Genomic DNA, 18,281 nt, shown 5'->3' on the forward strand with positions numbered 1-18,281 from the left:
CCGCGATGTGCTCTTGTCTTGCGAACTCTGGTGCTGGCAGGAGCGGGCTTGCTCGCTGCCTGCCAGCAGGAGCCCGGGTTCGAGGAGCGCTACGAGGACGCCACGAAGCGCATTGAGGCGAGCAGCAAGGCGATTGATGCGCAGCTGACCCCTCTGGCACCTACGACCGCCCCCACGGGCGGCGAGGGCGTTACCACGGCGCCTGTCAGGTAGGCCTGAGGCAACCTCGTGTTTACCTGCACTTGCTAACGATTGCAGCACAAGGTCGCGCATCACGAGAGGTTTTGAAATGTACGCCGGAAATCCCGGTGATCGGCTGTCCGGTCGCCATGAGGTGCTGCTAAGCGCGCGCTGCCGCAAGTCACCCTGGAAGGTCTTTGATGTCGAGATCGGTAATCTTGGAGCTGGCGGCTGCTCGATCCTGCGGAGCCGCGAAAGCTTTGCACAAGGCGAAGAAGTCACTTTGCGATTCGCACATCTCAAGCCGCGCAAGGCGCGTGTACGCTGGGTGCGCGATGGCGCTGTCGGCATCGAATTCGTGCGCGCACTTGCGCCGGCAACGATAACCGAACTCAATGCCCGCTACGGACTGTCCATGGCGGTGCCACAGGACCCAGCGTGATCGTCGATGTCAGGAGAGGGGGGGTGGTGGACGCACTTGGGCTCGAACCAAGGACCCGCTGATTAAGAGTCAGCTGCTCTACCAACTGAGCTATGCGTCCCCACGAGAGGGCCATCCTTCGAAGGATGGTTGGTAAGGTAGTGGTGGACGCACTTGGGCTCGAACCAAGGACCCGCTGATTACGAGTCAGCTGCTCTACCAACTGAGCTATGCGTCCCCTCGAAAGGGCCTCTCCGACGTGTGGGTTGTGCCGGCGTGGTGGACGCACTTGGGCTCGAACCAAGGACCCGCTGATTACGAGTCAGCTGCTCTACCAACTGAGCTATGCGTCCCCTCGAAAGGGCCTCTCCGACGTGTGGGTTGTGCCGGCGTGGTGGACGCACTTGGGCTCGAACCAAGGACCCGCTGATTACGAGTCAGCTGCTCTACCAACTGAGCTATGCGTCCCCACGAAAGGGCCACTCCGAAGAGTGGTTGATGAAGGCTTGGTGGACGCACTTGGGCTCGAACCAAGGACCCGCTGATTAAGAGTCAGCTGCTCTACCAACTGAGCTATGCGTCCACTTTTAGCCTTCTGCCGTGAGCCGGTGTGAAGCCGTTTGGCTTCGCCGATTCGGCGGCGGAGTGGCTCCTATACAGGCTCATTCGAGGAAGGGAAGAGAAAACTTAAATTTTTTTCAGCTGAATGATGAAGGTCCACGGTTCCAGCGGTTTACGGCGAGCAAAACGCCAAGGCAGATCATGTTGGTGAGCATCGAGGTTCCGCCATGGCTCATCCACGGAAGCGGGATGCCAACGACCGGCGCCATGCCCATGACCATCATCAGGTTGATGGCGACATAGAAGAAGATCGTCGTGCTCATTCCGGCCGCCAGCAGGCTGGAGAAGCGGTCCGGAGCCTTGGCCGCTACGCGCAGCCCCCATCCCAGGATGATCGCAAAGACCGCGATCACGAAGAGGCCGCCCACCATGCCCCATTCCTCGGCCATGGTGGCGAATACGAAGTCGGTATGGGCCTCGGGGAGATATTGCAGGTGGCTCTGCGATCCGTTGCCGAATCCCTTGCCGAACACACCGCCCGATCCGATCGCAATCTTCGACTGGATGATGTGATAGCCATCCCCTTGCGGATCGGCCTCGGGGTCGAACAGCGTCAGGACGCGCTTCCTCTGGTAGTCGTGGAGCACGAAGAAGAAGGCGGCGGGGACAATGGCGATGAGTGGAACCGTGGCGCCGATGAACCAGCTGATCGGCAGCCCGGCGAGAAACATGATGACGACGCCGCCAAAGCAGATCGCGAGCGCTGTACCCAGATCGGGCTGGATCAGCACGAAAACGGCCGGAATGCCAATCAGGATGCAGGCCGGCACCAGGCCGCGCCAGCTGCGGGTAAGGGGCGCGGGAAGGGTCTCGTAGAACTTGGCCAGGACGAGGACGATACCGGGCTTCATCAGTTCGGAGGGCTGGAGCGTCATGAAGCCGAGGTCCAGCCAGCGCTGGCTGCCGCTGCCGACACCGATGCCAACCGCGCCGACCAGTTCCACCAGCACAAGCAGCATCAGGATCAGTGCGTAGGTCGGATAAGCCATGATCCGGAAGAAATTGCGGCTGAACATCGAGATGACGAAGGCCATCACCAGGAACAGGCCGAAACGCAGGACGTGGCTCTGCGCATAGGGCTGCAGACTGCCCCCGGCCGCCGAATAGAGCACGGCGCCGCCCAGGCCCACGAGCGCGAAAAGTGGTATGAGCACGATCCAGGGCTGGCGTGCAAAGACCGCAGGCAGGTTCATCAGGCTCATTGCGTGGACTGCCCGGTACTGGTGGCGGCGGAGGACGCCGCGTCTGACGTATCCGGCGACGCGTTCGCGCTTGGCGATGCAACCGGCTCGGGGCGGGGGCTCTGGGCTTCGCTCATGATGGGCTGTGGCTGGCTCTGCGTGTTTTCAGCGTCGCGCACGGCTTCGGCTTCCTGTTCGGTCGAGACCTTGGGAGCCGAGACGCCGTATTGCTGGACATAGGAGGCGTAGCGCGAATCGGCGCGCTCCTGTGCGGTGCCGCCCCACTGGCTTTCATATTCGGTCAGCCGCTCCATCGCGGCCTCCTTGTCCCACAGGTAGGTCATCACGTCGCGCGCGATGGGGTAGGCCGCGCCCGAGCCGCCGCCGTGCTCGATGGCAACGGCGCAGGCGTAGCGGGGCTTGTCCCAGGGCGCGAAGCAGATGAAGTGGCCGTGGTCGCGGTACTTGAAGGGGCCGGTCTTGCCGTTCGAGACACTGAGGCTGACGACCTGGGCGGTACCCGTCTTGCCCGCCAGCAGCACGTCCTTCATCGGCAGCGCGGCGCGGTGCGCGGTACCCGGTCCGTTGACCACGTCCGACATCGCCTTGTGGATGTAGTCGAGGTGGTCCTGCGGGATACCCAGCGATTCAGCGTGTTGGGGCTTGCCCGTGTGGATCAGGCGCGGCTGCAGGTTGAGGCCGCTCGCGATGCGCGAGGCCATGACCGCCTGCTGCAGCGGGTTCACGAGGAAGTAGCCCTGGCCGATGGTGGCGTTCACCGAATCGAAGGTCTGCCATTCGCGGTCGTACTTGCGCAGCTTCCAGGCCGGGTCCGGCACCGTCCCGTAGGACTGGCCGACGACGGGCAGGTCGAATTCCTGGCCCAGGCCCAGCTTGCGCGCCATCGCAGCCACGACGTCCATGCCCATGCGCTGAACCATCGCGTAGAAATAGACGTCGCAGCTCTGGTAGATGCCCTTGGCCATGTCGACTTGGCCGTGGCCACGCCGGTTCCAGCAGTGGAATACGCGGTTGCCTACGCGCAGACCACCGCCGCAATAGACGGTCTCGTTCGGGTCAAGCCCTGCTTCGCGAAAGGCGAGGCTGACCATCGGCTTGACGGTGGACCCCGGCGGGTAGAGCCCGCGCAGGACCTTGTTGCGCAAGGGCACATGGTCATCATCCGACAGCATCTTCCATTCCAGGCGGCCGATGCCATCGGAGAAGCTGTTGGGGTCAAAGCTCGGCATCGAAGCCATGGTGAGGATGTCGCCGTTGTGGCAGTCCATCACGACAACCGAGCCGGACTCGGTGCCGATGCGCCGGGCGGCATAGGACTGCAGGCCCGCATCGATGGTGAGCTTGACGGTGTCACCGGGAATGTCGTCGCGGGTCTCGAGGTCGCGGATAATGCGCCCGCGCGCGGTGACTTCGGTGCGGCGCGCACCCGGCTTGCCGCGCAGTTCCTTCTCGAACACCTTCTCCAGGCCGTCCTTGCCGACTTTGTAGCCCGGCGTCAGGAGCAGCGGATCCCGGTCCTTCTCGTATTCCTCGGCCGAGGCGGCGCCGACATAACCGATAAGGTGGCCGACGTTCACGCCGTCGGGGTAATAGCGCGAGTAACCACGCTGGGTAACGACGCCGGGCAGCTCGGGCAGGCGCACGCTGACGGCCGAGAAGCGGTCAAGGTCGAGGCCACTCGCGACCTGGACGGGCGCGAAGCCACGGGCGTCCTCCAGCTTGTCCTGCAGGTCCTGACGCGCGACGGGGGTGAGGTCGAGTAGATCGCCCAGCATCGCGACGGTCTCGGCCTTGTCGTGCATACGCTCAGGGATCACGTCGACGCGAAAATCGGCGCGGTTGGAGGCGAGCGGGGTGCCGTGGCGATCGAGGATCCAGCCCCGGCGCGGCGCGATCAGCGAGAGGTTGACGCGGTTGCTCTCGGCCTCGAGCTGGTACTTCTCGTTCTCGAATACGGCGAGGTAGCCCAGGCGCGCGGCGAGGAGGCAGGCCACCCCGCCCTGAACCGAGCCGAGTACGACAGTGCGCCGGTCGAAACTGTTGCGCAGGATGCCGTTGGAGATGTGGGGCTTGGGCTTGGCGCGACGGAAGCGGAACTTCATCGGGAGATCCGCACCGCGGTCAGGCGCAGGCGGTCAAGAACGGCAACCAGGCGTCCGATGAGGGGGTAGGCGAAGATCGAGATCACGAGTTGAGGCACCACGACATGAATGGGGGCATTGGCGGCGACCAGATTGGACAGGAGATAGCTGCCCAGAATGTAGAGGATGATGAGACTGGTGGCTACCAGCCATTCGGTGGCGAAATTGCGCCAGGGGAAGCGCTCTTCCATGTTGTCGATGGCCATGGCCGCAAGCGACCAGAGAAGGACCGCGGACCCAAAGGGTTGGCCCGAAAACAGATCGTCGACGAGGCCGAGCGGAAGGCCCGCCCAAAGCGGCAGGAGCCCTGGGCGCAGCTGACGCCACGCGAGGAAGGTCAGGAACCCGAACGGCGGGAACATCGGCGCCGAGGCAATCACGAACCAGGTCGGCACGATCGTCGCCAGCACCACCGACAGCCAGGGCACGACCTGAGCCAGGATCGGGGAGGGGGCCCGGTTGATCCGCGGACGCGGCCCATCGTCGCGGCGCGTCGTGGGGCCTTCGAGCACTAGGGCTTCTCCGCAGGGGTTTCGACCGGCGGTGCCTCGGGGGCCCAGGCCCTTTCGACGAGCACGTAGTCGGCATCGGTCGGGTTGCTGATCACGCGGGCAATGGCGCCGTCGCGCAGGATTTCGGTGAGGACCGCCATCGGCGTGCCAGGGCGGTAAAGACCGCCAGCGCCCGAGGAGACGATGACATCGCCCTTCTTGAGCGGATTGATGCCCAGGTTCACGAGGCGAACCCGCAAGGTGCCATCACCTTGGCCCTGCGCGAAGCCGGCCACGCCGTCCTTGGTGCGGCGGATCGGAACCAGGCTCTCGGTGTCGGTGATGAGGAGGACGCGCGCGCTGGTCTGGCCCACTTCAAGGACACGGCCGATGAGCCCGCGGGCGGAGCGAACCGGCATGCCCTTTTCCAGACCCTTGTTGCGCCCGACGCCCAGCGTCGCGAAACGGCGCGTGCTCGACGGGGTCGAGGCGGTGAGGGTGGCGACCGCAACCACGTCCTTGCGCGTGCGGGTGAGCTTGAGCATGTCCTTGAGGCGCGCGTTCTCGGCCTCGATGGCTTCGGCCTCGACGAGGCGCGACTTCGCGATCGCGAGCTCCTTTTCGAGCTTCGCGTGGCGGCTTCCCATCTTGAAGAAGCCGGTAACGCTGTTCAGCACGTTGTCGCCGAAGCTGCGCCCCTTTGCGGTCGCTTCGGCGGCCGGGTCGGTCGCGTCGGCGGCAATCGCGCGCAAGCTCTGGAAACTGCTGGGATTAACGGCCGAGATCACGATCAGGACAAGCCCGATGATCACGCCCACCACGCCCGCGGTATGGCTGAGAAACGAAGAAAATTGCGCTCTGCGGGAATATCCGGAGCGCTTGCTTGCCGGCGGCGCCATGCGCCCTGCACTCCAACTCGAGCCGGACCTCTCCCGCGAGGGGAGGGGCTCCGGGTATTGCATCAATCAACGGGCGAGGGGCGCGCTGTGCGCCCTTCGCCCTGGCGGTGGATCAGGCGGACATCAGTACGCCCTGGTACACGGAATCTTCCATCGCGCGGCCGGTGCCGAGCGCGACGCAGGACAGCGGGTCCTCGGCAACGCTGACGGGAAGGCCGGTTTCCTCGCGCAGGTAGTCGTCGAGGCCGCGAATGAGCGCGCCGCCGCCGGTCAGGACGATGCCCTGGTCGACGATGTCGGCAGCGAGTTCGGGCGCGGTGTTCTCCAGCGCGATGCGCACGCCTTCGATGATCGCGCCGATGGGTTCGGCCAGCGCTTCGGCGACATTGGCCTGCGTGATCGAGATTTCCTTGGGCACGCCGTTGACGAGGTCGCGGCCCTTGATGTGGATCGTCTCACCCGCGCCATCTTCGGGCATGACCGCAATGCCGTAGTCCTTCTTGATGCGCTCTGCCGTGGCATCGCCAATCAGGAGGTTGTGGTGACGGCGCACGTAGGAGACGATGGCCTCGTCCATCTTGTCGCCGCCCACGCGCACCGAGGTGGTGTAGGCAAGACCGCGCAGCGAGAGCACGGCGACCTCGGTCGTGCCGCCGCCGATGTCGACGACCATCGAACCGACAGGTTCGGTGACAGGCATGTCGGCGCCGATCGCAGCGGCCATCGGCTCCAGGATCAGGAATACTTCGCGCGCGCCGGCGTTGCTCGCCGCGTCGCGGATGGCGCGGCGCTCAACCGAGGTCGAGCCCGAGGGCACGCAGATCACGATCTTGGGGTAGCGGAAGAGATTGGACTTGCCATGCACCTTGCGGATGAAGTGCTTGATCATCTCTTCGGCGATTTCGATGTCGGCGATGACGCCGTCACGAAGCGGGCGGATGGCCTCGATGTTGTCGGGCGTCTTGCCCATCATCAGCTTGGCGTCGTCGCCGACCGCCTTGACCTTCTTCACGCCGTTCATGGTCTCGATCGCGACGACCGAGGGCTCGTTCAGAACGATGCCGCGGTCCTGCACGTAAACGAGCGTGTTCGCGGTACCCAGGTCGATTGCCATGTCCTGAGAGCCGAGTTTGAAGAATCGCGAGAAGGGGCCAGCCATCTATTATCCGTATGATTTCCAGTCGCGGGGTGGTGCGTGAAGCGTGCCCGCGAAAGTCTGTTTTGCAAGAGAGAGGCTCCCTTAAACCATCGATTCGCGAAAGGCCAAAAATTTGTGTCGATTTTCGGTGGGTTTCCTCCGGGATCCGTCTCGAAATCCCGGCGCTTCGTCGTTAGTTTCAAGGCCTAGGGGTGCCCTTGTGCGCAAGTGCTCTGATTATGCGCGTGCAGTCACCGTAAATTCTCCGGAAATTCAGGAATTCCATGCCCACGATTCGCCGTTTGCCCGAACATCTCGTCAACCGTATCGCCGCCGGTGAGGTTGTCGAGCGCCCGGCCTCGGCGCTCAAGGAGCTGGTCGAGAACGCCGTGGACGCAGGCGCCACGCAGGTCACCGTGCGCATCGCCTCGGGCGGGCTCGACATGATCGAGGTCACCGACGACGGCTGCGGCATGCGCCCGGACGAGATGGCGCTGGCGCTGGAGCGCCACGCGACCTCCAAGCTTCCCGACGAACACATCGAGATGGTCTCGACACTGGGCTTTCGCGGCGAGGCGCTACCCTCCATCGGCTCGGTCGCGCGTCTCACCATCGAGAGCCGCCCGCGCGGGGCGGATGAAGGCTGGAAGCGGGTCACCGACCATGGCGTGGTGACTGAGGATGGCCCCGCTGCCCTGCCGCCCGGAACTCGCATCCGGGTCGAGGACCTGTTCGGCAAGGTGCCTGCGCGCCGCAAGTTCCTGCGCACGCCGCGCTCCGAATACGCCGCCTGCCAGGACGTGGTGCGCCGCCTCGCGATGGCGCGGCCCGACATCGGCTTCGTCCTCGAACATGACGGGCGTCGGGTGATTGCGGTCCAGCCCGACGAAGAGCTGGCCTCGCGGGTCGCCCGCCTCGTGGCGCGTGAACTTGCCGAAGACGGCGTCCTCATCGATTCCGAGCGGGGCAACGCCCACCTGACGGGCGTTGCGGGCCTGCCGACCTACAACCGCGGTGTCGCCGATCACCAGTACCTTTTCGTCAATGGACGTCCGGTCAAGGACCGCCTGCTGACAGGCGCCGTACGCGGGGCTTATGCCGACATGCTGGCGCGTGACCGTCATGCGGTGCTGGCGCTTTTCCTCTCGATCCCGCCCGAGGAAGTCGACGTCAACGTCCATCCCGCGAAGACCGAAGTGCGCTTTCGCGACCCGGCTTTCATCCGCGGCTTCCTGGTGGGCGCGCTTCGCCATGCGCTGGAAGCTGCCGGCCAGAAGAGCGCGCAGCCGCCTTCGGCGAACGCCATGGGCAACTGGCAGGTCGAGCCCGCAGCCCCGGGCCGCAGCGGCGAGCCCGCGCCCTCGATCGGCTCGCTCTTTGCACGCGAATACGCCCCCCAGCGCACCTCCTTCCCGAGTGGCGGGGGGGCAGGGCGCGTGGCCGAAGGCGCCGCTGCCTGGCGCGCCTACGAGGCTGACGTCATGGCGCAGCCCTCGGGCCGGGCCGAAGCTTTATCGGAAGAGCCCGATGCCGCCGAGGAAGAGGCGCTGCGCTATCCTCTGGGGGTAGCGCGCGGTCAGATTTCGAACACCTACATCGTGGCCGAAGCGGAAGATGGCCTGGTCATCGTCGATCAGCACGCCGCGCACGAGCGTCTGGTGCTCGAACGTCTGAAGGCGGCGGGCGCGGAAGAGGCGATGAACCGCAGCCAGGCGCTGCTCCTCCCCGAGGTCGTCGAACTGGAGGAAGTCGCGTGCGATGCGCTGGAGGAGAAGCTGGAGGATCTCGCGCGCTTTGGCCTCGTGCTCGAGCGCTTCGGGCCTGGCGCGATGCTGGTGCGCGCGATCCCCTCTGTCCTGCGCAAGTCGAGCGCAGAGGCGCTGGTGCGCGATGTGGCGGACGATCTGGCCAAGAACGGCGATGCCTTGCTTCTGGGCGAGCGGCTCGATCTCGTGCTGGCAACGATGGCCTGCCATGGGTCGGTCCGGGCCGGTCGCACGCTTTCGGTGGCCGAGATGAATGCGCTGCTGCGTGAAATGGAGCACACGCCGCGCTCAGGCCAATGCAACCATGGGCGCCCGACGTGGGTTAAGCTGGCTCACGCAGATATCGAGAAACTGTTCGGGCGAAAATGATGCACGCAAGATGGATGGGGCTGGCGCTGGTTACGGCGCTGGCCGCCTGTGGCTCGGAGGATACCGTGGCCGAAAGGAAAGCCGATGCGGCGAAGGACGTCGCCATGGTCAAGCGGATGAGCAAGGCTCCGTTCGAGCCGATCATTCCGCAGCCCATCGCCGATGTGGACATGGAGCGCTATGGCCTGTCGCATCGCGGTTGCCGCTTCACGGCCAAGGGTGACAAGGACCCGATTTTCGTCGCAGGTCCGGACGAGGGCTTCATGATCGTGCCGCCCGACCTTGATCGCTACGCCGCGCGCACGACCAGTGCCGAGCTGCCCGGAGGGGCACATTCGACCTACACTGGACTTGAAAACTGGTTGGATATCATTCGCTTGCCCGATGATGAGACGGGCGGGGATGCCGTGAACTGGCCCGCGCGCATCATGCTCCACGATGCGCAGGAACGGGTGGCTTTCATGGCCGACGGCATGATGGACTGCACGCCGCCGGACGCCGAATAGCTTCGCGTTACAGGGCGGTGGCCTTTGCCAGCATCCAGATCGCCATGCCGATCATGAAGAGGTTTTCAGTCAGCGAGACGAAGCCCAGCGGAACATTGGCGGTTCCGCCAACGCAGGCGCACTTGAGTTCGCGCTTCTGGATGTAGACCGCGTAAAAGACCGAGGCGGCGCCCACGCTTCCGATGCCGAGCGCGACGGGGATGGAGACGATGGGCAGGACATGCGCCGTCATCAGCGCGCCTGCGGTCCATTCCAGGAAGGGGTAGGCATAGGCGTAGGGCACATAGCGCCGGGCCAGAAGATCGTAGCTCAGGAACATCGTCGAGAACTGCTCGACATCTTGGAGCTTGAGCATGGCGAGCAGCATCATCGCGATCGAGACGAACCACTCGGCTGTCAGCACGGTCATCGCGGTGCCAAGGACCGCCCAGCTGCTCGCAATCGCAAGAGCCGCGGCCGTCAGGAAGACGGCTAGGACGGGCGTGTAGCTTTTCCGATCCGTGTCCGGCACATCGAGCTTCAGGAATTTGCGCAGGTCGGTGTAGCCGCCGATGCGCTGCCCCGCGATGAATATCTGCGGGGTGGTCTTCACATCGTGCTTTTCCTGAAAGGCGTCCGTCTGCTCACGGGTCTGGAGCCAGTGGTCCTCAACGTCATAGCCCTTGCGCTCCAGCAGATGCTTGGCCTTGAGGCCGAAGGGGCAGATGTGCTTGTCCATCACCATTCGGTAGAGGACGGCGTTCTGGTTGGGATGGGGCATAAACGATCAACTCAGGGCCTGCCGGGCAGCGTGGAACTTGCGGCCCGGATCGGGAATGATGCGGTAGCGCGCGATGATCAGGCTGAAGAGCCCGAACAGCAGGAGGCCTGCTGCCACCGCCGTATGAACGGCGCCCATTTCGCGCAGGTCGAGGATGGCCCCGCCAACCGAACGCGCCTCGGAGCTGTTTTCGGACCAGGCCGAGCGCAGCAGCGACCATCCGATGAGAAGATAGACCACCGCACGGGCGGCATAACCGGCACGGCCGAGCCAGCAGCTCCAGGTCGGGGCGCGCGGGGAGACCCACTTCATGAAGCCGAGCGTGATTGCCTCGCGCGCCTGGAAGAGGGCGCCGGTCACCAGCGCGACACCGGCGATGGCAAGGGCGAGGGGGCCGAGCTCGAAACCAAGCGCGGTCGAAACCATGTCGTGGGTACGATCACCTGCACTCTGCTTGCTGCCAATGGCGAACTGGAGCGCCGACCAGGCAAGGCCTAGGTGGAGCACGCCGCTGCACAGGTGCCCGGTGCGCGTGGCGATGCCCTTGGCGTCAGTTCCGCGATTTTCGATGTCGAGAAAGGCCGAGGAGAACCGGAACAGGGCATAGCCCAGAAGTCCGGCTGAGGCGGCAAAGAGGATCGGGACGCCGCCCGGGATATGCTGGATATAACCAAGGACACCGGACTGGCCGGAGCTTACCGTCTGGCTCGAGGAGCTCGACAGGGCCAGATAGCCCAGCAGCGCATAGACGACGCCGCGCGCCACGAAGCCCAGGCGGGCAAGCCAGACGATCTTTTCGGATCGGTCGATCATGGGGGCGTGTTCCTTGCAACTCGTTAAGGGGTTGCAAGGGCAACGCATGGGCCTGCGTTTAGTGCCGGGCCTGTCCCGCCCCCTCATGTCGAGGGGAGCGGGATACATGTCGTTTTGGGAACTGGATCAGACGTTGAACTTGAAGTGCATGACGTCGCCATCGTGCACCACGTATTCCTTGCCTTCCTGACGCAGCTTGCCCTGTTCCTTGGCCGCCGCTTCGCCGCCAAGCGCGACGAAATCATCAAAAGCAATGGTCTCGGCGCGGATGAAGCCGCGCTGCATGTCGGAGTGGATCTCACCTGCGGCCTCAGGGGCCTTGGCGCCCTTGTGGACGGTCCAGGCGCGCGCTTCCTTGGGGCCGACTGTGAAGAAGGTCAGCAGTTCGAGAAGCTCGTAGCCCGCGCGGATGATGCGTGCGAGGCCGGCTTCGGCCAGGCCCATTTCCTCAAGGAAGACGCCGCGGTCTTCCTTGTCCATGCCGACCAGTTCGGCCTCGATGGCGGCCGAGACGATGACGGCGGTCGCGCCTTCGGCAGCGGCCTTCTCGAAGACGCGCTGGGAGAATTCGTTACCCTCGGCCGCAGCCTCTTCCTCGACGTTGCAGACGTAGAGGACGGGCTTTGCGGTCAGGAGCTGGGCCTGGCGGAACACGCGGGCCTCTTCCTCGTCCTTGGGCTCGGTCAGGCGGGCAGGCTTGCCCTCGCGCAGGAGGTCGAGCGCCTGGCCCAGGACCGAGGCGGCGATCTTGGCTTCCTTGTCACCGCTCGCGCCGCGCTTCTGGGCGGCGGGAACACGCTTCTCGAGGCTTTCAAGGTCGGAGAGCAGGAGCTCGGTCTCGACCGTGTCGGCATCCGCAATCGGGTCGACCTTGTTGTCGACGTGCTGGATGTCGTCGTTCTCGAAGCAGCGCAGCACGTGGATGATCGCGTCGACTTCACGGATGTTGCCCAGGAACTGGTTGCCCAGGCCTTCGCCCTTCGAGGCGCCGCGCACGAGCCCGGCGATGTCCACGAACGAAAGCTGGGTCGGGATGATCTTGGCCGATCCCGCGATCTCGGCCAGCTTGTCGAGGCGCGGATCGGGTACGCCGACCTGCCCGACGTTGGGCTCGATCGTGCAGAAGGGATAGTTGGCAGCCTGGGCAGCCTGCGTCTCGGTGAGCGCATTGAACAAGGTTGACTTGCCGACATTGGGCAGGCCCACGATTCCGCAACGGAAACCCATTATCTACTCCGGTATGAAAATTTGGCTGCCCATAGCGCCGTAGCGCCCTCTTGGCCAGTTTTTGCGGTGCATTTCGGTTCAGGAAATGCACAAGGCGGTCAGGCAGGTGCGCATAACGGAAAGTTCAGGGCTTGTCGCTAGGTAGCATTCCATGAGCCGATCCCTTGCCCGCTTCGCGCTGCCCTTCGTGGCCCTTTCTTTGCTCGCCGCGTGTGGCGACAGTCCCGAGACCCTCCTTGGAAAGGCACAGGATAGTCTGGCGCGGGAGGATTTCGACCAGGCGCGTGTCGAGGTCGCCTCGGCTTTGCAGGCGGATCCGGGCAATGCGGCCATGCTCGAAGTGCTGGCGCGCGCTTACCTGGGCCTGGGTGATCCCGATGGGGCGGAAGGCGCGCTTCGTCGCCTGGAACAGGCGGGCGGAACGGGGAGCGGCCTCTCGGTCCTGAAGGCCGAGATCGCGCTGCTGCGGGGACGACATGCCGAGGCGCTTGAGCGTCTGGGCGCCGCAGAGGGCGAAGATGCCGCCCGCGTGCGCGCCGAGGCCAATCTGGCGCTCGACCGGCGTGACGCCGCCATTGCCGCGTTTGAAGCCGGGATGGCGCAGGGCGGCGGTATCCGCCTTGCCGAGGCCTATGCGCGGTTCCGTTTGCAGGAAGGCCAGTTCGACGCGGCCGAGGCGATCTATCGCCGTATGGCCGCGCGCGATGCGGGGGCTTACGAAACGCTGGTGCTGGCCGGGGATCTTGCGGCTGCGCGCGGACGGACCGAGGCTGCCATCGCCGCGTTCCGCAAGGTGGTGGAGGTCTATCCTGAACGGGCGGCACCGCGTGTGGCGCTGGCCAACCAGTACGACATCAAGGGCGATGTCGATGCGGCCATGAAGGTGATCGAGACCGCGCGCAAGGATCTGGGCGCAACGCCCGAGGTCGAGGCCATGCGGATACAGCTCCTCTCCGAGAAGGGCGAGTGGGAGACGATCCGCACGGCCTTGCAGGCGCGCGAAGCGCAGATTGAGCCAGGTTCGCCGCTCAGCCTGAGCTACGGGGAAGCGCTGCTGCGCCTCGGCCATGCCGAACAGGCGCGTGTTATCTTCCAGAGAGCTTCGCTGGCACTTCCGGGCAATCCCTATTCCAGGCTCATGCTAGGGATTGCGCAGATCGAGACCGACAATCCCGGTGATGCTTGGGAGACCTTGCGGCCGCTCGCCACGAGCCCGCTGGCGGGGCCTCAAGCCATCAACGCCGCACGCCAGGCGGCCGAAGCGGTGGGCGCACCCGAAGCAGCCGCGCTGGCTGCACGGCTCGAACCGGCGCGTTTGGAGGCCGCGCAGGCGCGTATCGAGGACGGCGCACGTGCCATGGCGCGGCAGGAGTGGGCGAAGGCGGTGGCGATCTACCAGCCCATGCTGTCAGGTGCAGGAGATGCCGAGGTGCTGCGCCGCCTTGCTCTGGCCTACATGCACCTGGGCGAGGTTGCGAGCGCGGTTGGCTATGCTGACCGGGCGATGGCGCAGGCTCCTGACAACCCCGATTGCATCTACGCGGCCGGGCTCGTGCGCCTGGAAAGCGGCACCGAGTTGGAAAAGGCGCGGCAACTCCTGCGCACGGCCGCGAAAGCCGATCCTGCCAACGCGGCTATCGCGCGTTCGCTCGCAAAGGCAAAGGCCGCCGAAAGCTGAACCTTCGACGGCCTTTCGGGGCTGCGTGCATCCACCAACGGGAACGGCGGCGCACTTACCCGATGTTCCTGCGTGCGCGCCCGTGATGGGCGTGGGCGCGCGGCAGGTGTATGGTGCGCTGGCTCAGGCGACCCGGCGCTTGCGGCGGCGCGCATAGGCAAGGCCGATGACGCCAAGGCCCATCATGCCCAGCATGCCGGGTTCAGGAACGTCGGTGCCGCCCGACGAGCCACCAGACGTACCACCCGACGTGGTGGTCGTGCCACCCGAAGTCGTCGTCGTGGTGCCGCCCGAAGTTGTCGTGGTCCCACCTGAGGTGGTGGTCGTACCGCCCGAGGTTGTCGAGGTGCTTCCGCCGCACATGGTGGAGCCGCCCGAGTGGCCGCAGTCACAATAGTGCGAGTGGGTGCCGCCCGAAGACGTCGGCCACCAGAAGAAGGTGGCGTGCGCAGGGGTGGCGAAGGCGACCGAAAGTGCCGTGGAAATAGCGAGAGTATTGAAAGTCTTGCGAAGCATCCTGACGTAACCCCTGTAAACTTGAGATGTACGTCCATCTTCGCAATGGCTGTGCCAATCGCAGTTTTCAGCCATAGTTAGTGGTTAATGTAACTAATCGCATTACCCAACTGTAAACTAACTCGACAGAAGTCAGGCCTGCTGACGCAGGGCGATCTCGCTCATGAAGCGCGGATCGTTGCCTTCGGCGAGCCAGTTGGCCTCCGCGGCGATTGCCCCGAGCATGTCGGCGAGTGGGTCGATCTCGGCCTTGGCATAGTTGCCCAGCACATAGCCGGTGACCCGGTCCTTGTGGCCGGGATGTCCGATGCCGAGGCGCACGCGGCGGTAGTCGGGCCCCAGATGCTGGCCGATGGAGCGCAGGCCATTGTGCCCGGCATGGCCGCCGCCCTGCTTCACCTTGACCTTGAACGGGGCAAGGTCGAGTTCGTCGTGGAAGACCGTGAGGGCGTCGGGCTCCAGCTTGTAGAAGCGCATGGCCTCACCCACCGAGCGGCCGCTCTCGTTCATGAAGGTGGCAGGCTTGAGCAACAGGATCTTGTCGCTCCCGAGCCGACCTTCCTGAAGCCAACCCTGGAATTTCTTCTGGACAGGGCCGAAGCGGTGCACGTCGGCAATCGTGTCGAGGGCCATGAAGCCCACGTTGTGCCGCTGCATGGCATATTGCGGTCCCGGGTTGCCAAGTCCCACCCACAGTTGCGTGGCCATTGCCTGTCCTTTCGGTCTGTCCTGAGCGCGCGCTTAGTGGCGTGCAAGCGCCCAAAAGAAAAGGCCCTTTCCGCGCACCGGTAGCCGGGGCGGAAAGGGCCTGAACTTGTCGCGAGGCGATTACTCGGCGGTTTCGCCTTCGCCTTCGCTCTTGGTCGTGTCGCCTTCTTCGCTCTTGAGAGCCGAGGGCGCCGCGATCGTCGCGATGGTGAAGTCGCGGTCCGTGATCGCCTGCTCGACGCCGGCGGGCAGCGTCACGTGGCTGGCGTGGATCGATTCGCCGACGTCGAAGCCGGTGACGTCGATCGAGATCTCGTCGGGGATCTTGTCCGCGGGGCAGACCAGCTCAAGCTCGTGACGAACGATGTTGAGCACGCCGCCACGCTTCAGGCCCGGCGACAGCTCTTCGTTGGCGAACGCGACGGGCACGTTGACGTGCACGGTGGCGTTCTTCGAGAGGCGCAGGAAGTCCGCGTGAAGCGGGAAGTCCGTGACGGGGTGAAGCGCAACGTCCTTGGGGAGCGTACGCACCTTCTTGCCATTGATCTCGACCTCGACGATCGAGTTGAAGAAGTGACCGGTGCCGAGCTGACGGATCAGCTCCTTTTCCTCGACGTGGATGGCAATCGGTTCTTCGTTGTTGCCATAGATCACGGCGGGAGTACGGCCTTCGCGACGCAGGGCGCGGGAGGCTCCCTTGCCTGCCCGTTCGCGCGTCTCGGCCGGCAGGGTAAGCGTATCGCTCATGGTACGTGCCTTTCGAAAACTGGATAAAAGATCGGTTCGGGACCGACCATCGGCCCCGCACCTTCTGCCACGCCTCCAGGGATGACCATGACAGAAGGCAGGGCCCTTATGCGCAAAGGCGGGTAAAGGCAAGCGCTATTGCAGGCGCTCGACGGTGAGCCCCGCGTGCTCGAGCAAGGCAACCAGCCCGTCCGGGCCGACCATGTGCGCCGCGCCCACGGCGACGAACGGGCGTCGGCCTTCGCGCACGGCATCGGCGATCTTGACGGTCCACGCCGCGTTGCGCGCGGTAAAGAGTGCCTCGCGCAGCTCCGGATCGGCCAGCAGCCCCCGGCGCGTCTCGGCTTCGAGCGCCGTGATGTCGCCTGAGCGCCAGCCTTTGAGCAGATCCGCGCCGTCCGGGGATGTGGCTTCCTGGGCAACGGCGCCCAGAAGGTCACGCTGCTCGCGTTCGGGGAGTGCATCAAAGATCCCGAGCTGCGCCTCGGCACCCTCCAGTTCAAACACCGGACGCGCGCCTGCAGCCTTCAGCACTGCGCGGTCGACGCCATTTGCGGCATCGCTGCCGTCTTCGGAGTTGCGCGCCAGTGTCAGCGCGGCCGCCCAGGTCTCGACCTCGCGAAACTGCCCGTCGGCATAGCCCGCCTTGTCCATGAGCGCCTTCAGTGCCGCTCGGTCATCAGGGGCGACGCGGGTGCTCAGGGGAGGCTCGTTCTCGCCCCGGGCAAGGCGTGCGAAGGTGGCTGCAACGGCCGCATCGTCCTGCAGGTTGCCGACTTCGACCATGATCGCACCGGCCTTGGTGAGCGCTCCGTCGATTGTGTCGTTGCGCCAATCAAGTGGTGCGGGTGCGCTGTGGATCGTGCCGAACAGCCAGCCTTCATGGCCCGCCTCGTCGCGCACGGCCCACAAGGCCGGGGTCGCGGGGAGGGGGGCGGGTCCGCAGGCGGCAAGCGCCAGCCCCAGCAGCCAGGAGGCAAGAAGTCCGCGAAGCATGCGCATTGGCAGCGGCCTTACTGAATGCGCTCGGCGGTGATGCCCTCGCGCGCGAGCAGTTCCTGCACGCTGTCCTTGCCCGCCAGGTGTCCGGCGCCCACCGCGAGGAAGACTTCGCCCGGCGTTTCGAGGCGCTCTTCCAGCCAAGTGGTCCAGTTACGGTTGCGTGTGGTGAGCAAGGCCTCGCGGATCGCCGGGTCGCTTTCCTGTTCGTTCAGGATCTGGGCGAGCTTCTGCGCCTCTCCCGCCTTCCAGGCGCCGACCATCTCGGTGATGTCGGCTTCCATCGTGGGCAGGCCCTCGATGACTTCGGCAAGATAGGTTTCCTGGGTCTCGGGCGAGAGGTTCTCGAACTGGCCAAGCTGAAATTCCGGCGTTTCGAGCGCCTGGTGGTCCATGCCGCGCGCCTTGGCGAGCTCGGAAACCTGCGTGTCGACGCCGTGCGCAAGGTCATAGCCTGCGGCCTGGAGCGGGAGCAGCGAGAGCATGAGGGCGGCAAACCAGCTGTCGGTGCGGTCAAAGGCATTAAGCGGGAGGCCAAGCTTGCGAAGGGCCGCTTCGTAGCTCGCGCGGTGCTCGGGTGAGAGCGTGTCGCGCAGGCTCTTCCCGTCCTCGCGCTGGCTGAGGCGCATCATTATGGCCTGCGTCTTTGCCTGTGCGTCCATGGGGACCTCGGTGACGAGCGTATCGGACGCGGTAAGGGCTTGCGCAACCGCGCCGCTATTCCAGTCCACCGCTTCGGGCAGGACATGGATCGTGCCGAACAGCCAGATCGTCGTGTCCTCGTCCGCGACCTTCCAGAGCGCGGGGCGCACCGGGCGCGCCTCCGTCTCGGCGGGCAGGGGGGCAGGCTCTTTGGCGCGGGCCGAGCAGGGCAGGGCGAGGGTGCAAAGGGCAAGGCTCGCGGTGAGCGAAAGAAGGCGTGTACGCATGTTGCATCCTGAATAGGGAGCCGCAGCGCGCGCGGGTAGGGTGAAAATCGGATAATCTTGCGAAAGAAGGCCGCATTCGGTGCGATCGCTTTCTAGGAGCAGGTCCGTCCGATCGTGTCGGCGCGGCGGAGGATGTAGTGAGGATACTGCGGCAGGTTGTTCCCCAAATC

General features: G+C 65.0%; 18 protein-coding genes and 5 tRNA genes. 5 read left to right on the forward strand and 18 right to left on the reverse strand.

Annotated elements, in window-relative coordinates; translation table 11 throughout:
• The first annotated feature begins 48 nt into the window (after positions 1-48).
• Both MTR65_RS03820 and MTR65_RS03825 read left to right on the forward strand, forming a co-directional pair.
• Positions 49-213, forward strand: a complete 165-nt coding sequence (locus tag MTR65_RS03820; protein ID WP_243797211.1) for a hypothetical protein — start codon at positions 49-51, stop codon at positions 211-213.
• Positions 214-289: 76 nt separating this feature from the next.
• The gene (locus MTR65_RS03825; RefSeq protein ID WP_243797213.1) at positions 290-622 is read left to right on the forward strand and encodes a PilZ domain-containing protein; all 333 of its coding nucleotides are present in this window, start codon (positions 290-292) and stop codon (positions 620-622) included.
• Between the two features lie 24 nt (positions 623-646).
• Here MTR65_RS03825 and MTR65_RS03830 read toward each other — a convergent pair.
• From MTR65_RS03830 to MTR65_RS03875, 10 genes are all read right to left on the reverse strand, one after another.
• Positions 647-722 (reverse strand) — tRNA-Lys (locus MTR65_RS03830).
• Positions 723-763: 41 nt separating this feature from the next.
• Positions 764-839, reverse strand: a tRNA-Thr gene (locus MTR65_RS03835).
• Between the two features lie 39 nt (positions 840-878).
• Positions 879-954: transfer RNA gene (locus tag MTR65_RS03840), tRNA-Thr, on the reverse strand.
• A 39-nt stretch (positions 955-993) separates the two neighbouring features.
• Positions 994-1,069: transfer RNA gene (locus MTR65_RS03845), tRNA-Thr, on the reverse strand.
• A 39-nt stretch (positions 1,070-1,108) separates the two neighbouring features.
• A tRNA-Lys gene (locus tag MTR65_RS03850) sits at positions 1,109-1,184 on the reverse strand.
• Between the two features lie 115 nt (positions 1,185-1,299).
• On the reverse strand, positions 1,300-2,424 hold the full coding sequence (gene rodA, locus MTR65_RS03855) for a rod shape-determining protein RodA (RefSeq protein ID WP_243797215.1): 1,125 nt from the start codon (positions 2,422-2,424) through the stop codon (positions 1,300-1,302).
• A complete protein-coding gene (gene mrdA, locus MTR65_RS03860; protein ID WP_243797217.1) occupies positions 2,421-4,526 on the reverse strand; it encodes a penicillin-binding protein 2 in 2,106 nt (701 codons plus the stop codon). The genes rodA and mrdA overlap by 4 nt, the downstream gene beginning before the upstream one ends.
• Positions 4,523-5,077, reverse strand: coding sequence for a rod shape-determining protein MreD (gene mreD, locus MTR65_RS03865; RefSeq protein WP_243797220.1), 555 nt, complete (start codon positions 5,075-5,077; stop codon positions 4,523-4,525). Before mreD ends, mrdA begins: the two co-directional genes overlap by 4 nt.
• Positions 5,077-5,868 carry a rod shape-determining protein MreC gene (mreC, locus tag MTR65_RS03870; RefSeq protein ID WP_243797223.1) on the reverse strand — a complete coding sequence of 264 codons (792 nt, stop codon included), beginning with the start codon at positions 5,866-5,868 and terminating at the stop codon, positions 5,077-5,079. The genes mreD and mreC overlap by 1 nt, the downstream gene beginning before the upstream one ends.
• A 199-nt stretch (positions 5,869-6,067) precedes the next feature.
• Positions 6,068-7,114 (reverse strand): rod shape-determining protein, encoded by a 1,047-nt coding sequence (locus MTR65_RS03875; RefSeq protein WP_039393837.1) that lies wholly within the window; start codon positions 7,112-7,114, stop codon positions 6,068-6,070.
• A 263-nt stretch (positions 7,115-7,377) separates the two neighbouring features.
• Here MTR65_RS03875 and mutL point away from each other — a divergent pair, with 263 nt between their 5' ends.
• Both mutL and MTR65_RS03885 read left to right on the forward strand, forming a co-directional pair.
• A complete protein-coding gene (gene mutL, locus MTR65_RS03880; RefSeq protein ID WP_243797226.1) occupies positions 7,378-9,228 on the forward strand; it encodes a DNA mismatch repair endonuclease MutL in 1,851 nt (616 codons plus the stop codon).
• Positions 9,225-9,734 (forward strand): hypothetical protein, encoded by a 510-nt coding sequence (locus tag MTR65_RS03885; protein WP_243797228.1) that lies wholly within the window; start codon positions 9,225-9,227, stop codon positions 9,732-9,734. The genes mutL and MTR65_RS03885 overlap by 4 nt, the downstream gene beginning before the upstream one ends.
• A 7-nt stretch (positions 9,735-9,741) precedes the next feature.
• On the opposite strand, the gene MTR65_RS03890 is transcribed toward MTR65_RS03885, so the two are convergent.
• From MTR65_RS03890 to ychF, 3 genes are all read right to left on the reverse strand, one after another.
• A complete protein-coding gene (locus MTR65_RS03890; protein ID WP_243797231.1) occupies positions 9,742-10,494 on the reverse strand; it encodes a glutaredoxin in 753 nt (250 codons plus the stop codon).
• A 6-nt stretch (positions 10,495-10,500) separates the two neighbouring features.
• The gene (locus tag MTR65_RS03895) at positions 10,501-11,307 is read right to left on the reverse strand and encodes a DUF1206 domain-containing protein (protein ID WP_226635559.1); all 807 of its coding nucleotides are present in this window, start codon (positions 11,305-11,307) and stop codon (positions 10,501-10,503) included.
• A 126-nt stretch (positions 11,308-11,433) separates the two neighbouring features.
• Positions 11,434-12,534 (reverse strand): redox-regulated ATPase YchF, encoded by a 1,101-nt coding sequence (gene ychF / locus MTR65_RS03900; protein WP_243797233.1) that lies wholly within the window; start codon positions 12,532-12,534, stop codon positions 11,434-11,436.
• Between the two features lie 151 nt (positions 12,535-12,685).
• Between ychF and MTR65_RS03905 the strand changes: the two genes are divergently transcribed.
• Positions 12,686-14,212 carry a tetratricopeptide repeat protein gene (locus tag MTR65_RS03905; protein WP_243797235.1) on the forward strand — a complete coding sequence of 509 codons (1,527 nt, stop codon included), beginning with the start codon at positions 12,686-12,688 and terminating at the stop codon, positions 14,210-14,212.
• A gap of 123 nt (positions 14,213-14,335) precedes the next feature.
• Here the strand turns inward: MTR65_RS03905 and MTR65_RS03910 are convergent, their stop codons facing one another.
• The 5 genes from MTR65_RS03910 to MTR65_RS03930 all read right to left on the reverse strand — a co-directional run bounded on the left by MTR65_RS03910 (position 14,336) and on the right by MTR65_RS03930 (position 18,111).
• On the reverse strand, positions 14,336-14,728 hold the full coding sequence (locus MTR65_RS03910) for a PEP-CTERM sorting domain-containing protein (RefSeq protein WP_243797237.1): 393 nt from the start codon (positions 14,726-14,728) through the stop codon (positions 14,336-14,338).
• A gap of 132 nt (positions 14,729-14,860) precedes the next feature.
• Complete coding sequence (pth, locus tag MTR65_RS03915) at positions 14,861-15,436, reverse strand: aminoacyl-tRNA hydrolase (protein WP_243797239.1); 576 nt, start codon at positions 15,434-15,436, stop codon at positions 14,861-14,863.
• Between the two features lie 120 nt (positions 15,437-15,556).
• Positions 15,557-16,183 carry a 50S ribosomal protein L25/general stress protein Ctc gene (locus MTR65_RS03920; RefSeq protein WP_243797243.1) on the reverse strand — a complete coding sequence of 209 codons (627 nt, stop codon included), beginning with the start codon at positions 16,181-16,183 and terminating at the stop codon, positions 15,557-15,559.
• 135 nt (positions 16,184-16,318) lie between these two features.
• Complete coding sequence (locus MTR65_RS03925; RefSeq protein WP_243797245.1) at positions 16,319-17,185, reverse strand: TraB/GumN family protein; 867 nt, start codon at positions 17,183-17,185, stop codon at positions 16,319-16,321.
• An 11-nt stretch (positions 17,186-17,196) separates the two neighbouring features.
• On the reverse strand, positions 17,197-18,111 hold the full coding sequence (locus tag MTR65_RS03930) for a TraB/GumN family protein (protein WP_243797247.1): 915 nt from the start codon (positions 18,109-18,111) through the stop codon (positions 17,197-17,199).
• Positions 18,112-18,281 lie beyond the last annotated feature (170 nt).

It is taken from the genome of Novosphingobium mangrovi (assembly GCF_022818885.1).
Lineage (GTDB): Bacteria > Pseudomonadota > Alphaproteobacteria > Sphingomonadales > Sphingomonadaceae > Novosphingobium > Novosphingobium mangrovi.